General features: G+C 34.9%; 16 protein-coding genes. 3 read left to right on the forward strand and 13 right to left on the reverse strand.

Annotated features, from left to right (window positions below; translation table 11 throughout):
• Positions 1 to 25: 25 nt before the first annotated feature.
• The 4 genes from MKY51_RS09995 to MKY51_RS10010 all read right to left on the reverse strand — a co-directional run bounded on the left by MKY51_RS09995 (position 26) and on the right by MKY51_RS10010 (position 3,064).
• Entirely contained in the window at positions 26 to 1,237 is a 1,212-nt protein-coding gene (locus MKY51_RS09995) for an MFS transporter (protein ID WP_339171570.1), read from the reverse strand.
• Positions 1,238 to 1,297: 60 nt separating this feature from the next.
• Positions 1,298 to 1,876 carry a TetR/AcrR family transcriptional regulator gene (locus MKY51_RS10000; protein ID WP_339171572.1) on the reverse strand — a complete coding sequence of 193 codons (579 nt, stop codon included), beginning with the start codon at positions 1,874 to 1,876 and terminating at the stop codon, positions 1,298 to 1,300.
• An 85-nt stretch (positions 1,877 to 1,961) separates the two neighbouring features.
• The gene (locus tag MKY51_RS10005) at positions 1,962 to 2,396 is read right to left on the reverse strand and encodes a hypothetical protein (protein WP_339171574.1); all 435 of its coding nucleotides are present in this window, start codon (positions 2,394 to 2,396) and stop codon (positions 1,962 to 1,964) included.
• 503 nt (positions 2,397 to 2,899) lie between these two features.
• Entirely contained in the window at positions 2,900 to 3,064 is a 165-nt protein-coding gene (locus MKY51_RS10010; protein ID WP_339171575.1) for a hypothetical protein, read from the reverse strand.
• Between the two features lie 159 nt (positions 3,065 to 3,223).
• Between MKY51_RS10010 and MKY51_RS10015 the strand changes: the two genes are divergently transcribed.
• Entirely contained in the window at positions 3,224 to 3,403 is a 180-nt protein-coding gene (locus MKY51_RS10015; RefSeq protein WP_339171576.1) for a hypothetical protein, read from the forward strand.
• A 331-nt stretch (positions 3,404 to 3,734) separates the two neighbouring features.
• On the opposite strand, the gene MKY51_RS10020 is transcribed toward MKY51_RS10015, so the two are convergent.
• Positions 3,735 to 4,052, reverse strand: a complete 318-nt coding sequence (locus MKY51_RS10020; protein WP_339171579.1) for a hypothetical protein — start codon at positions 4,050 to 4,052, stop codon at positions 3,735 to 3,737.
• Positions 4,053 to 4,275: 223 nt separating this feature from the next.
• Positions 4,276 to 4,833, reverse strand: a complete 558-nt coding sequence (locus MKY51_RS10025; RefSeq protein ID WP_339171581.1) for a histidine phosphatase family protein — start codon at positions 4,831 to 4,833, stop codon at positions 4,276 to 4,278.
• A 291-nt stretch (positions 4,834 to 5,124) separates the two neighbouring features.
• On the opposite strand from MKY51_RS10025, the gene MKY51_RS10030 reads away from it, so the two are divergent.
• Positions 5,125 to 5,514: a DUF5071 domain-containing protein gene (locus MKY51_RS10030; RefSeq protein ID WP_339171583.1), complete on the forward strand. Its 390-nt coding sequence runs from the start codon at positions 5,125 to 5,127 to the stop codon at positions 5,512 to 5,514.
• A 417-nt stretch (positions 5,515 to 5,931) separates the two neighbouring features.
• Here MKY51_RS10030 and MKY51_RS10035 read toward each other — a convergent pair whose 3' ends face one another.
• The 4 genes from MKY51_RS10035 to MKY51_RS10050 form a co-directional block, all read right to left on the reverse strand.
• Complete coding sequence (locus MKY51_RS10035) at positions 5,932 to 6,363, reverse strand: DUF4279 domain-containing protein (RefSeq protein WP_339171585.1); 432 nt, start codon at positions 6,361 to 6,363, stop codon at positions 5,932 to 5,934.
• A gap of 248 nt (positions 6,364 to 6,611) precedes the next feature.
• Positions 6,612 to 7,097, reverse strand: a complete 486-nt coding sequence (locus tag MKY51_RS10040) for a group II intron maturase-specific domain-containing protein (RefSeq protein ID WP_339171587.1) — start codon at positions 7,095 to 7,097, stop codon at positions 6,612 to 6,614.
• Positions 7,001 to 7,897 carry a group II intron reverse transcriptase/maturase gene (gene ltrA / locus MKY51_RS10045; RefSeq protein WP_339171590.1) on the reverse strand — a complete coding sequence of 299 codons (897 nt, stop codon included), beginning with the start codon at positions 7,895 to 7,897 and terminating at the stop codon, positions 7,001 to 7,003. The genes MKY51_RS10040 and ltrA overlap by 97 nt, the downstream gene beginning before the upstream one ends.
• A 634-nt stretch (positions 7,898 to 8,531) precedes the next feature.
• Positions 8,532 to 8,888 (reverse strand): cupin, encoded by a 357-nt coding sequence (locus MKY51_RS10050; RefSeq protein ID WP_339171592.1) that lies wholly within the window; start codon positions 8,886 to 8,888, stop codon positions 8,532 to 8,534.
• 248 nt (positions 8,889 to 9,136) lie between these two features.
• Between MKY51_RS10050 and MKY51_RS10055 the strand changes: the two genes are divergently transcribed.
• Entirely contained in the window at positions 9,137 to 9,412 is a 276-nt protein-coding gene (locus tag MKY51_RS10055) for a hypothetical protein (protein WP_339171594.1), read from the forward strand.
• A gap of 158 nt (positions 9,413 to 9,570) precedes the next feature.
• Here MKY51_RS10055 and MKY51_RS10060 read toward each other — a convergent pair whose 3' ends face one another.
• From MKY51_RS10060 to MKY51_RS10070, 3 genes are all read right to left on the reverse strand, one after another.
• Positions 9,571 to 9,957, reverse strand: a complete 387-nt coding sequence (locus MKY51_RS10060; RefSeq protein WP_339171596.1) for a molecular chaperone — start codon at positions 9,955 to 9,957, stop codon at positions 9,571 to 9,573.
• 487 nt (positions 9,958 to 10,444) lie between these two features.
• Positions 10,445 to 11,338: an SDR family oxidoreductase gene (locus MKY51_RS10065; RefSeq protein WP_339171598.1), complete on the reverse strand. Its 894-nt coding sequence runs from the start codon at positions 11,336 to 11,338 to the stop codon at positions 10,445 to 10,447.
• A 228-nt stretch (positions 11,339 to 11,566) separates the two neighbouring features.
• Positions 11,567 to 13,183, reverse strand: a complete 1,617-nt coding sequence (locus MKY51_RS10070) for a thiamine pyrophosphate-binding protein (RefSeq protein ID WP_339171601.1) — start codon at positions 13,181 to 13,183, stop codon at positions 11,567 to 11,569.
• Between the last annotated feature and the right edge of the window lie 61 nt (positions 13,184 to 13,244).

The raw sequence follows: 13,244 nt of genomic DNA on the forward strand, positions 1-13,244 counted from the left end.
GACTCATTTTCTGATACATACTACTTTATACTTTCCCAACCATCAATTTCAAAATTAATAGTGCTAAAAAAGTTAATATACCTATTATAAGATAACTAATTGTTACAATAACAGGCAGTCCTAATGGATAAAATAACATAAACGTTACTGCGAACATGCCTCCTAGCATTCCTACATTATTGGCTAAACTTGAATATCTCCCCCTAAAAGATGCTGGAATATAGTTAGCTGAAATGCCCTGTATTGCGGGGAATAGCAATATTTCTCCTACCGATGCTAAAAACATGGCACTATATAGTTGTGGTTGTGTTTGCAGCATACTTAATAAAATATAACCCACAAACAGTAAAATGCCTCCTGTTAAAGCTACGTTCATTTCTTTAAATCGAACAAGTAATTTCTTTACTATAAATAAAAATACAACAGCAATCACTGTATTTTCTGTACGTAAAAATCCTAATAGCGAATAGCTTTCTTCACCAAATAAATCATAGTAATACAAACTTAAATAATAACCAATTTGATTATCCATTAGACTAAATACAAATCCTAAAAATAGTAATAAAAATAAAATCTTATTCTTCCATACAACGATCCAAATGGAATCATTCGTAGAGTGTTCTTCCTCTTCTTTGGTCAATATAGAATTTTCTTGTTTAGCCTTATGAAGTGTTTCAGGAATCCACTTAACGATAACAATAACTGTAATTATCGAGCTTATAATGATGAGAGTAAACAGTAAAATTTTATATTTTGCAAATAAAATCCCGCCAAGTGAACTACCTATTGCAAATCCCAAGTATGACGTCCACATCGAATAAATATAAACACTTTTTCGGTTTTCTTTCGTTGTTTCATCTAATATCAATGCACTATATCCTGGTAAAGCCATGGCTGTAAAAAAGTTCGTTAAACTAAAAGCTACTATACTCAGAAAAATTATGTATTCAGTAAATATTTGTCCCAACAATAATAGAATAAAACCAATCGCTGTCATCGACTCTCCTATAATAATTGATAATTTCCTCCCCCTTAAATCCGTAATTTGACCGCCAATAATACCGCCAAATAACGTTACCAAGCCTATTCCTATTGTTAAAATAGTAACTTTTACACTCCCCATTATGTTTGCAAAATATAAAACAATAAATGGTAAAACCGCTGTAGTTGTAATAACTGTAAAAAATTTTAATATAATTCGAATTTGTACACTCCTATTAAAATCTCTGAAATTCATATACAACCTCCAAATTTTGATTGATTAATCAATCAATTATTTAGTTAAGAAAAGGATTGCTTATTGCAATCCAAACAAACGTGTAGCATTTTCAGCATACAATTTTATAACATTTTCCGAAAATTGATCTGTATTAGATAAGAACAGACCTAATAAAACCGACACATATGAAATGGCTAAAATATTAGGATTGGCCTCAGCTATCTTCCCCTCTCGTTGACCATTTTGAATCAACAGCTCAATTTTATCTGATAATTCCCTAGCTGCCTTATTCGCAATAAGATATGGCTTCATATACTTCTCCCACTGTGAGGTAACATGAATTAATAATAGTAAATATAAGCGTTTTTCACTAAATAGTTTAAAATGATGCAATGTCATTTGATTAATTTCCTCTTTATAATCATTCGGTTGCGTCTTAAAACTTAGTGCCTTCTCTAAAAAATCTGTCATTGGTTCTTCAACACATTTTAATAATAAATTTTCTTTGTTCTCAAAATATGTAGCAACTGTTCCAAAGCCTACGTTTGCAAACTTAGCAATTTCAGCCATTGTTGTAGCCTCGTATCCTTTTTCTGCAAATAATTTAGTCGCTACCTCTAATACATTTTGTCTCTTTTCTTCTATCGTTTTTTTCATTTTACCCCGCCTAAATATGATATTGATTGATTAATCAATCATTTTAATTAAAAATAACATAATAAGGATATTTTTGCAAAATATATTAAAATTTCTTTTCCTTAAAAAACTTAATATAACATTTCTCATAGTATTCAAACGGCTTGATTGTTGGGTTATTTAAATCAATAGATAACTTATATTCCATAGGATCGTTTTCATCCCCTATCCAACATATATATATTTCACAATAATCGCCTTCTGGAATCAATTCTTTTAGAAATTCACATAACTGAATAAATGTTGTTTGAGCTTTTTCAAAATTATGTGGTGAATATTGCTGGTTGTACTCATTCATATTCCAAATTTGTTCGGATTTCTCCATAATCTCATAAACAAATTGTGTAGTAAAATGTTTTTCTTTTACAGTCATACGGTTTTCCTCATCTGAAAAACAATAATGAATCTCTATTTCATCATCGATAATTTCATCACTAAGTGCTACCTCGAAATTTAAACCTATATAAGTTGCGATGCTCAAAATAATTCCTCCGATTTGTTAAATAGCATTTGATAAAAAATATAGTATAACTTAATACATAATAAAACAAAGAATGTTCCTAAATAACATAGTTCCAATGAAAAAAGCGCGGTTCTATATAAACATTGTGGATGCGCGCCGGATTGTACTCTTTATCAATAATTTCTTAACCGGCATATAAATTGTTTCTTGGCTGGTTTTCAACTATAAAAAACACTCATCCGCTTTTCCCGAATGAGTGTTTGCACATTATTTTAATAAGTTAATATATCGACTGTACACATAGCCTTTTTTTCCTTTATAGGAAATGACATACCAGCCTTTTTCATTGCCAAGTATTTCTACTTCTTTGTTTTTAGCAATAGATCCTAACACTTTTCCACTGTTTGATGCTTTAGAGCGAACGTTTAAATGATATGCTGTTACTTTTCCTTTTGGTATTACTGGTTTAGATATTTGAATTTTGTATTTATTTTTATCTCCCTGTGAAAATCGTTTAACTGTTATTGCTTTTTACCTTTATAAAAGAATCCAATTAGTAACAAGATAAAGCCAAAAGCTAAAATAAATATCTCTCTTCCATAAAGATTAATCCCTTCTTCATTTTGGATAAATAATGCGATTAGCATTATTGAGATTCCTAATAACATTATTTTCGTTGAACGCATTATCTCACACCTTTTTATGTAGGTTTTGAACCATAGTAAGGCCAATCTTATCATTTTTTATTGACCTAACGTTCTCCACAATTTAGCTCGTTGTGAAAGGAAATTTAACAATTTTATTGAATTTTATAAATAAGTCGCAATAAATAAGAGGGAATTACTTTGAAAAAAATATTAGGTTTAATTTTATTATTAATTGGAGCCAAAATAATTACTATTTATGTTTCAGATCTTCATCTTTTGTGGCAAATCACCGTAAAATTTATTGGATTTTTTTTATTTATTCAAGGTGGTTCAATTCTTTTGAATAAAAGTAATATGGGGAAAAAAGGTGAATTTTGAATCGTACATATGAGTCAGATTTGAAACATTAAATATCCGAAAATTAGAAATCTCCCCTTTAATTTTCTTTCCCATTATAATATTGTCTAATCATTTAAATCGTTAACGTAGATAGTATAATAAACATGATAATAGTATAAGTGCCTATTATTAAACTATTTGCTTCTCTATAGTAAAGTGTAGGCAAAACGAGAAGTAATAAGCTGCTTAGAATAACAATTAGTACCTCATTTTTCTTATTTCTTGCCATAATATCATCCTTTCGTTATACAAGAATAACGCCATAAAAATAATGATTACTAAAGAGCTTTTAGTAAAATATTATTACCATTTAAAAAACTAACATTAGAATACTTGAGACGAGAAAAACAATTAAAAAGAACGGGAGGTAATAGGTTTTTTCTTGTTTGGTTTTTTGTTGGGAATTTTGTTGTCTCTTAAAACTCTTCCAACCAATAAATAAACCTAAAAACATTCCTATAATTCCGAAGCGCAAGATTGAAACGATATATTCAATTACAGGTTTATATGTAGTTTGATAAACCCCATCCCCTATCTGTGTAACATCCTTATAATTAACAAATAAAATAGAGATGGCCAATCCAAACAATAGTCCATATATACTTGATTTTCTTAATCTACTCTCCATTTATTTATTCTCCTTTCACACCAAATCTTTTTTAAAGGATAATGACCCGATAGTTTTAATTCACAAACTAGCTTAAATTTTAACATAAATATCCAGTTATCTATAAGGAATTTATTAGAATACTATTCCTATAACGTATAAAACGCGATCTTCTTCTTTATAAATCACGCCCGATTATTGAACATCTTATTCAACTAGAGCAGCCCTTAATCGAAGAATTATATTATGTTCTTTGCCATACTTTCTCTACGTTTGTTAGCACCTTACCATTAAAAGTTAATTTATATATATCTGGCATATCAAGATTTTGCCAAAAAGGAAAATCAAACTGGCTATCAAAGAAATTCATGATTAAAACCATTATATTTCCATGTGTGCCAATAACAACATTTTCACCTTTGTATTTCTCTAATATATTCAAAGTGCTTTCTACACCTCTTTTTTGAGCGACTATGTTAGATTCTCCACCCTCCCATGAAAAATTGTAGTCCTCCCATACTTTTGTTATTGCAAGAGTAAAATCGTTGGCTGGGACTGTGGTTAAAGTACGTTCTTTAAAACCATCTATAATTTCAACTTCTGTTTTTATGTATTCTGCTATACCTTTGACAGTTTGAACAGCTCGTTTATAAGGACTTGAAACAACAATACCAATTTCCTCCGTTTTTAATAATTTGGTAACAATTTTTGCATCAGAAAAACCTCTTTCCGACAAAGGTCTATTTATTTCATCAGGTGTATATAGAGAATGTGCGTGCCTAACAAAATATAAATTAGTCATTTTATCAGCTCCTAACAATAATTTTTTAGCATTTCCTTGTTTATTAACCTGCCTGTTATCGTAAATAAATTGTTTCACCATCTTACATAGAATTTTAACATTAATATCCAGATACCTTTTATCAAGTTATTTTGCAATCTGGCCCTATAACTGAAAAAGCGCGTTCTTAAATAAACACGCCCAGTTTGTTGAAGAACGAGTGCCAATACAAGGTTATGATCAGCAATACTCCCAAACGTCACTTAAGGAATGTTATACTTCAACTAACGTAAGCAAGGAGGGTGAGTGTATATGGAGAATTTCGAAAGTCTTTTGCCAAGACATAAATTAGATAATGATAGAGTAGAAATAATAAAAAAAATGGATAGGGATAAAATCTTGCCTTTATTGCCTAATCTCCTTGAATGGATTCAAGATATGAATTGGCCAGTGGCACCAAGCGTGTTAGAAATACTTTTAACTTTTCCAGAAGAAATTGTTCCATATGTGCAAGATGTTTTAACTTCTTCTGATGATGATAACTGGAAGTGGTTCATTTTACACTATTTAGTTTTAGAATTGCCGAGAGAGTCGAGAGTTCAGTTTAGAGAGTATTTAACAAGAGTATCTGAAACACCTACACGTAATGAACTCGCAGAAGAACTTGATGAAATAGCAAAAAAGATTTTGGAAACAATCTAAATAAATCCCTTCTTACTTCATTAACTATGTACTTTAGTACAACAAGAAATAAATAATCTCTACATAAATAAACCGAATAACGTTCCCAAATCAAAGTTTTGGGACACTATAAAAAGGCACGAACGTTGATTTAACAGCGTTTCGTGCTTTTTTATGTGAACATTGTTTATGCAGTATTTTATACATATGGTTTAAGACGTTGATACAGCGGTATTTGCACTTACTGGGAGTGTTCTTCTCTTTGCATAAAATTGTGTATATTTCTTATCTTTGTAAATCCATCATTTTCTGACGCTACCATATAAAAATGTTCTTCAATTAAATGGCCCGATCGTTGTTGATTGATTGTGTCTCCAAACTTTTATTTGAAAACGTTATTGAGATTAAAATTTATTTAGTATTTATAAATATGAATTGTTATTGTTCAGGTTCACTAAATGGGTACACATACATATCGATATCAATAAATGCATTGATATCGGAAGCAAATTTACTAAATTCAGGGTATATTACTAAACCAGGTGTAAAACCATCTATCATTGTTATCACTAATGCAACTTTTACATTCAAATTCAATTCTTTTTTTATACAGTTAATTGAATCTGTTTTTTCCTGGAAAACATTTAAAATAGGAAGTAAAACATCATCTACATCCAGTGTTTCTAATGTTTCAGATTCATATTGCCACGATGTAAACGAACGTGTACGTACATCATTTATTCTTTCACCCATTCGTAATATTCTTGTTGGTTTTACACCTAACATCTCTGTTACTACTTCTACAGGAAAATCATCAACATCTTCCTTACCAGTAAAACTAATGTATGCATATAAACTTGTTTTATCCATGCAGCCCTCCAAAGGTTTTTATATTTATACAAGTGATTATAACGTAAAATTTACTGGATAAATGTAACCAAAGATTACATAAAAAACTTTTGCTCCACAATCTGGCCCTATAATTGAATAAAATAAAAAAGCTTTTTAGAACCCCCCGCATAGCAGGGGGTTTTCGTTTCCAATCGAGTAGGAGGCTAGCCATTAATTGGCTAGCCGACCTCTCACACCACCGTACGTACGGTTCCGTATACGGCGGTTCAATCTTTTGAGTATCTTTGCTCGTAAAATTGGGACAGGTCTTTCAGTCCCCATTTTACGAGCCTTTTATTTGGAATGGCTTGGTGTAGAACCTCGCTTCGTGATATTCGCCAGTACCCTTTTCTTGAATGCGCCGTTTTCATCGCTTCATCATGTTGGATTCCGTATTGGCGTAATTTCACATATTTAGTTCGTGGTAGCTTCCACCGTTTCCATATTAATTGACGTAAGCGATGGTTTAACCATCCCTGTAATTCTTGGATGAAAGTTTTCATGTTGGAAACTCCGTAGTAATTAATCCAACCAACCGTTGTTTGATTGATTCTTTTCACAATCTCACTAAATGTCCCTGTTCGTTTACGACTCGTCAGTATTCTTAGCTTATCTTTTAGTCGTTTCTTGGCGGACTTGATTGGTCGGTATCCCACTTTCCCGACAGATTTTGTAGATGAAACCCTAAGAATGTAGCTGCTGTTGCGCCACATACTTTACTTTTCTGCTCATTGATTGTGAGACCCAGTTCATCTTCGATAAAATTCTTGACACTGGTCATGACGCGTTCACCTGCTCTTGGTGACTTTACATAAATCACAAAATCATCCGCATAGCGAATGAATCGGTGTCCTCGTTTTTCTAACTCTCTATCTAGCTTGTTTAAATACACGTTTGCTAGAATTGGAGAGAGTGGACCCCCTTGGGGTGTACCTTCTGTCGTTTCAATGAGGATGTCCTTGTCCAATATGCCTGAGCGTAAGAATTTCCATATTAGCTTAAGTACTATTTTATCTGTTATGAATTCTTCCAAATAAGCTCGTAGTCGCTGGTGATGAATCGTATCGAAGTAACTTTTCAAGTCACAGTCCACCACTGTTCGATAACCTTCCTCGTAATATTTCTTAGCGAGGGCAATTGCCTGGTGTTGGTTTCGACCTTTTCGAAAGCCAAAACTTTTGTCTGAAAAGTGTGGATCAATTATTGGTTGGATGACTTGTAGAATGGCTTGTTGAACAACTCTGTCCAATACACATGGTATACCTAGATATCGTTTGGAGCCATTCGCTTTTGGGATAGCTACTCGTTTCACTGGTTGAGGTTGGTAGGAACCATCTTTTAATTTCCTTTTCAATGGTTCCTCATATTTTATTAAATGCGCCTTCAGTCCATCAACCGTGATACCGTCGATTCCAGGTGCTCCTCCATTTCCTTTTACTTTCTTATATGCATTCCATAGGTTTCTATGGGACGCAATTCTGTCAATTAAATTGATACTTTCTTGTTTCTTCATTTCCATGTTTACATCCCTACACGCTCTTATATACTCTTTCGCTTCCAGCTTATCCCTCTATAAGTAGCCATCTATTCGGTCTATACCTTGATGTTTTCTGTGTTTTGGCGGGATGTCTCCACCTCCTTGTTTCTTTCAAGATTTAAAAGATTGTTCGGCCCTTCATCTTCGGTCGAAGACTACTATGGCTTCTGCTGACTTCTCTTGATTCATCCATTTATCACTAAACAAATTGTTAATTGAATAACCCTCAAGAGACCTCCCCGGGTAAGCACAACCGCCTTCCTCTCATGTAACTGCCAGATTTACTGTATGGGATTTGGGCAGTATTGGACTTCGCTTTGTTTAGCAAGCTCATCCGTCCCAAGTCAGCCTTTTATCTGATTTCTGTTCGTCAGTTCGAGAGTTTGCGTCCGACTTCCTTCAGATTCCACGTCACCATGGACACCCTTGTCTTTCGCTAACAGTTCCTACTGCCAAGCCTGTAGTGGACTTTCACCACCAGGCTGTTGTGCATGCCGGGCACACTAATAAAGCACTCTTCTTTTTCAAGAAAAGTGCCGATTGGTAATGATGCTGGAAGCTACTGACTAGGTTTTTTGTTGCAGAAATTTTAAAGCGATTTCCATAGATTTTAATTCTTTAAGGGCATATATAAGGAAGGATTTAGTTCATCACTTTCAATTACAATAGCAGTTAAACCTTTATCTGATTTAGTTTCATGCCATTCATCTTTTCTCCAAAACACCGCATCACCAGATTGTACTTTAAAATACTCTTCTTTATCGTTACGTACATACCCTTCTCCTGTTATTATTAATAAAAGTTGGGGTACTACTGCTTGATGATACCCTATAACACCACCTTCATCTAAGTGCATCCATCCAATATTGGTTTTTTCGTCTGTTTGGATAATTCGGGACATTATAAAATTTGAATTAAAATGAGAAACCTTCTTACCACTTTCTTTACTAAATTTATAAAACTCCATTATGTACCTCCAAGCTTACGGATATAGAACAATTATTCAATAATGTTGATCGATAATCCTTTAAATATTATTAAACTTAAGCTTGTATAGAAGATGATTATTTCACAATATGCTCCTTAACTGAGAACATGATCGAATCTATCATATGGTTTACTTGCTTTGTAGACGTTATTTTATGCAAAAAATGTGAAACCTTATATTCATATAATTCGTAAATGTAGATATTACTAAAAAAAGGAAGGTATTTCATGGAATTTTCTATACTAGAAGCAGTAATTTTATTTATTTGTGCGTATTTATTGCTTACTGTAGTTAATTTGAATAATCGAATCAAAGAAATGCAGTCTACTTTAAAACAAATAACTAAACAGACAATTACACCTGACCATCCGATAAATAACGAATTAAAACAACTATTAAAAGAAGGCGCTGATGTCAAGGCAGTGAAAAGGGCAAGAGAACTATTAGGGCTTTCACTATTAGAAGCCAAACAATATATTGATAAATTAAAAAGTGAGATTTAATTTAATGTAATAACACTAATATTTCAATTGTTTTGTTATACATAGTGTATAAATTGTTATAGTAGCAGCGTTTATATTTACAGAGCTGGTTTATAAAACCTAAATAAAAAGAAGACCTTTGCCTCAACAAGGGTCTTCCCAAATAGTTAACGGTGTATTTAAATAGGCTGATCATTTGCCTGTCCAAATTCTTGGTTAAACAGCTCTTTATCATCAAATGATTTATATATCGGAGCTTCCGCTGAAACTTTTTCGATTTCTTTATGAATGGCTGAGAGCACTTCGTCATTCGATACAATACCAAATAAACTTTCTCGTTTAATCTCACCAGTCGTATATATTGAAAGGTCGTCGTAAACTACGAAATCGATATAGCGAACAACATCGATAAAGCTCCCCCGATGAGTCATCGCAATGCGTAATGGATCCTTTAAAGATATGATCTTATTTTTAAATACAAACTGGATTCCCCCAGCTGGTATGTATATGATTTTGTTTTTTTCTGTTTCAACTATTTTTTCAATTTTTAAAAATTCTAGTTTCATTGTTACTCCTCCTAGTGCTACTCCATGCATATACCCTCTTTTCCTCATTATTAATATAAAGACAATAAAAATTTACTAAAAAAATTTTTGAGCTATTAAAATAATCGTCTTGAAATATAGTTTTTACAAAATAATTGGGCATTTCTTCATACGTTTATCCAATCCAAGCGCTACTTGTTAATTAATGAACCCTCCATTAATACACCACCCCAATTTCTCTTTGATATAGTATCTTCCTAAGTCCAGGGAAAAATAAGATGTTAACTGTCAAATATTTATCATTTGCCTATTGGTCGAAAACAGCTGTAGATAACATGAGTTTTGACATCAAATCTGGTGAGGTAATTGGAATTCTTGGGGCAAATGGTGCAGGAAATCTTCTACCATTGCAGCGGTACTTGGGGTTGAATTTAAAAAAACAGCAACCTCCCGTATCATCAGGAGATTGCTGTTTCTTCGTTGAAGGTGCTTTTCGTGCCCTTCAATATTATAAGTCGATTGTTTCGCCGCCTGTTACCCCATAAATTTGTCCGGTAATATAGCTTCCTTCATCAGATGCTAAAAGGACATATACTGGGGCAAGCTCTACAGGCTGCCCGGCGCGACCAAGTGGTGCATTTTGCCCAAATTCAGGGATTTTGCCATCCGGCTGTCCATTATCCAATTGCAATGGTGTCCAAATCGGCCCTGGCGCAACCCCGTTCACACGTACGCCTTTAGAAGCAAAGTATGCAGAAAGGTTTACCGTAAAGTTGCTAATCGCACCTTTCGTTGAGGCATAGTCCATTAAAAATGTAGATGGATTATACGATTGAACCGATGTCGTCGTAATAATTGCACTTCCCGGTTCCAAATGTTCTTCAGCAGCTTTAACGGCTTCAAACATGCTGATGACATTTACTTTGAACGTATCTTCTACTTGTTTGATCGTTAAATCGCTTAGTGTCTCCTGTGCGATTTGCTGACCTGCATTCAATACGAGCGTATCTAATCCGCCAAAAGCTTCCACTGTTTTCTTTACCATTTCTGTTGCCGCGCCATCTTCACGCAAGTCATATGGCAACAGCAACGCTTTTTTGCCGGCTTCTTCGATTAATGCTTTTACTTCATTTGCGTCTTCTTCTTCACCAGGGAAGAATTGAATCGCGACATTAGCGCCTTCACGTGCATAGGCAATCGCGGCAGCACGACCAATTCCAGAATCGCCACCGGTAACTAAAGCATTTCGCCCTTCCAGACGACTATGCCCTTTATATGATTTTTCTCCACAATCAGGTTTTGGACTCATTTCATTTTGTATTGCTGGAGTACTCTGTTCTTGATCCGGGAATTTCTCCGTATGAAATTTTTTTCGTGGATCGTTTAAGTTTGGGTTTCCCATCAAAAATCATCTCCTATCTAGTTAGTACATTCTTTGCGAGGATAATTTCCGTAAGCTTTAAAGCGACTTATCAGATATTCCTTCACATAAACTGTTACACTTTTTTGAATACCCTGTGTGAATTACTTTAAACAGCATCCATTCTTTCCTGTAATAAAATCAACGACTTATTCCAGCATTTTAGTCATTAAAACCATAAAAAATAGGTTGCCCCATTAAAAGGATCTTTTATTGTGTTTCCGGGAAAAATACTTGTGCTGTGCTGATATCTACGAGTGTTGGGCCCTTCGTATTGAGTGCTTCTTCCATCACAGACTCCAACTCGGTATCTGAAGTAGGACGTAATCCTTTCCATCCGCAAGCTTCAGCCAATTTCACAAAATCAGGATTCGTTAAATCAACACCTACTTCTTCCTTCTTCGCAACTTTCAGCTTGTCCCTTTCCATTTGCAGACTTTCATTATTTAAAACAATGACTGTAATATCCAGTTCATAGCGAGTTGCTGTCAACAGATCTGCAAGCACCATCTGAAGCCCTCCGTCACCAACAATCGCCACTACTTGTTTTTCTGGCTTAATCAGTTTTGCGGCCATCGCAGCTGGAAGGCCAAAGCCCATTGTGCGCCAGTAACCGGAAAATAAAACAGACTGATCTTTTTGTTTGAAGTTACGATTCGTCCATACGGTATTATCGCCGGTATCCAGTGCAAGAATCGCATCGGATGTTACTGTTCGGTCAATGGCACGGATAATTCGGGAAGGATGAACAGGATAACCTTTCGTATTACCTTCCTCCTCATTCTGTGCTGCCCACTTTTCTTTTACTTGTTGTATATGCGTTACCCAATCCTCAGAGCGAATGAATTGTTGCAGGCTCTCCGTTAAAATTGGAATTACTTCCTCTGTTTTCCCCATGATTCCAAGTTCTGTTGGAATTTCTTTTACAAACTTATCCAATTGACGGTCAATCTGAATAATTCGTGCATCCGTTGGCACAAACCCTTCCGGCCACCATGTCGTCCCTGCAAGAAGTACGACATCTGCCTGTTTAAATACATCAGCAGCATGAGGGTTCCCGCCTTCACCAATCCCTTGTAAGACAAGCGGTGAAGATTCATCAAACAAACCTTTTCCGCCTAAACTTGTTAGAATGCCGGCTCCCCAAAGATCCGCCAGTTTTTCCAAATCCGCTGAGACAGAAGTGGCACCTAAACCAGCCAGAATCATTGGTCGCTTAGCTGTTCTCATAATGTCTACAGCGTGTTTCAGACTTTCATTCGTAAAGCTGGAAGTCCCTTCGATTACATCCGGCAATCGACGCGGCGCTCCCTTAGCCGGCATCATCATAATATCCTTTGGTATGGATATATGCGTGACAACCCTTTGTCCAAGAGATGTTCGCGCAGCTTTTTGCAGAACTTCAATTGTTGCATCCGGGCTGGCCAGATTTGCAGAATAAGCGGCAAAAGGCTTTACAAGTTCCTGTTGATCGATATATTGCGGATATTCCGTACCAATCTTTCCACTTTCGGCCTGCCCTGTAATCGCAAGCACAGGCGCTCTATCTGCATGCGCATCACCGAGACCATTAATAAGATTCGCTGCACCTGGTCCCATCGTTGCAGTACATACACCGAGACCACCCGTTAATTTAGCTTCGGCAGACGCCATAAAAGCAGCTGTCGATTCATGTTTGACAGCAATATATTTAATTTTATCCTGTTTTGCCAATGCATCGATGAGTCCGAATGTCGTATCACCTACGACCCCATATATCCGTCTTACACCGAACATATACAATTGATCGAGCATTAATTCAGAAACTGTTTGCTCTGTTTTTCCCATAACATATGGACCTCCTTGATAGATCTTCCTAACCTGCCAGTTATAAAGTCTAATTTATATT

This window comes from Solibacillus sp. FSL R5-0691 (genome assembly GCF_037974225.1).
In the GTDB taxonomy this organism is placed as follows: domain Bacteria; phylum Bacillota; class Bacilli; order Bacillales_A; family Planococcaceae; genus Solibacillus.

Coding starts and splice junctions, on each gene's coding strand:
- MKY51_RS10050 (WP_339171592.1), bottom strand. CDS start 8,888: ATGGAGTTTTATAAATTTAGTAAAGAAAGTGGTAAGAAGGTTTCTCAT.
- MKY51_RS10060 (WP_339171596.1), bottom strand. CDS start 9,957: ATGAAACTAGAATTTTTAAAAATTGAAAAAATAGTTGAAACAGAAAAA.
- MKY51_RS10070 (WP_339171601.1), bottom strand. CDS start 13,183: ATGGGAAAAACAGAGCAAACAGTTTCTGAATTAATGCTCGATCAATTG.
- MKY51_RS10010 (WP_339171575.1), bottom strand. CDS start 3,064: ATGCGTTCAACGAAAATAATGTTATTAGGAATCTCAATAATGCTAATC.
- MKY51_RS10030 (WP_339171583.1), top strand. CDS start 5,125: ATGGAGAATTTCGAAAGTCTTTTGCCAAGACATAAATTAGATAATGAT.
- ltrA (WP_339171590.1), bottom strand. CDS start 7,897: ATGAAGAAACAAGAAAGTATCAATTTAATTGACAGAATTGCGTCCCAT.
- MKY51_RS10035 (WP_339171585.1), bottom strand. CDS start 6,363: ATGGATAAAACAAGTTTATATGCATACATTAGTTTTACTGGTAAGGAA.
- MKY51_RS10000 (WP_339171572.1), bottom strand. CDS start 1,876: ATGAAAAAAACGATAGAAGAAAAGAGACAAAATGTATTAGAGGTAGCG.
- MKY51_RS10025 (WP_339171581.1), bottom strand. CDS start 4,833: ATGACTAATTTATATTTTGTTAGGCACGCACATTCTCTATATACACCT.
- MKY51_RS10020 (WP_339171579.1), bottom strand. CDS start 4,052: ATGGAGAGTAGATTAAGAAAATCAAGTATATATGGACTATTGTTTGGA.
- MKY51_RS10055 (WP_339171594.1), top strand. CDS start 9,137: ATGGAATTTTCTATACTAGAAGCAGTAATTTTATTTATTTGTGCGTAT.
- MKY51_RS10065 (WP_339171598.1), bottom strand. CDS start 11,338: ATGGGAAACCCAAACTTAAACGATCCACGAAAAAAATTTCATACGGAG.
- MKY51_RS09995 (WP_339171570.1), bottom strand. CDS start 1,237: ATGAATTTCAGAGATTTTAATAGGAGTGTACAAATTCGAATTATATTA.
- MKY51_RS10040 (WP_339171587.1), bottom strand. CDS start 7,097: ATGTGGCGCAACAGCAGCTACATTCTTAGGGTTTCATCTACAAAATCT.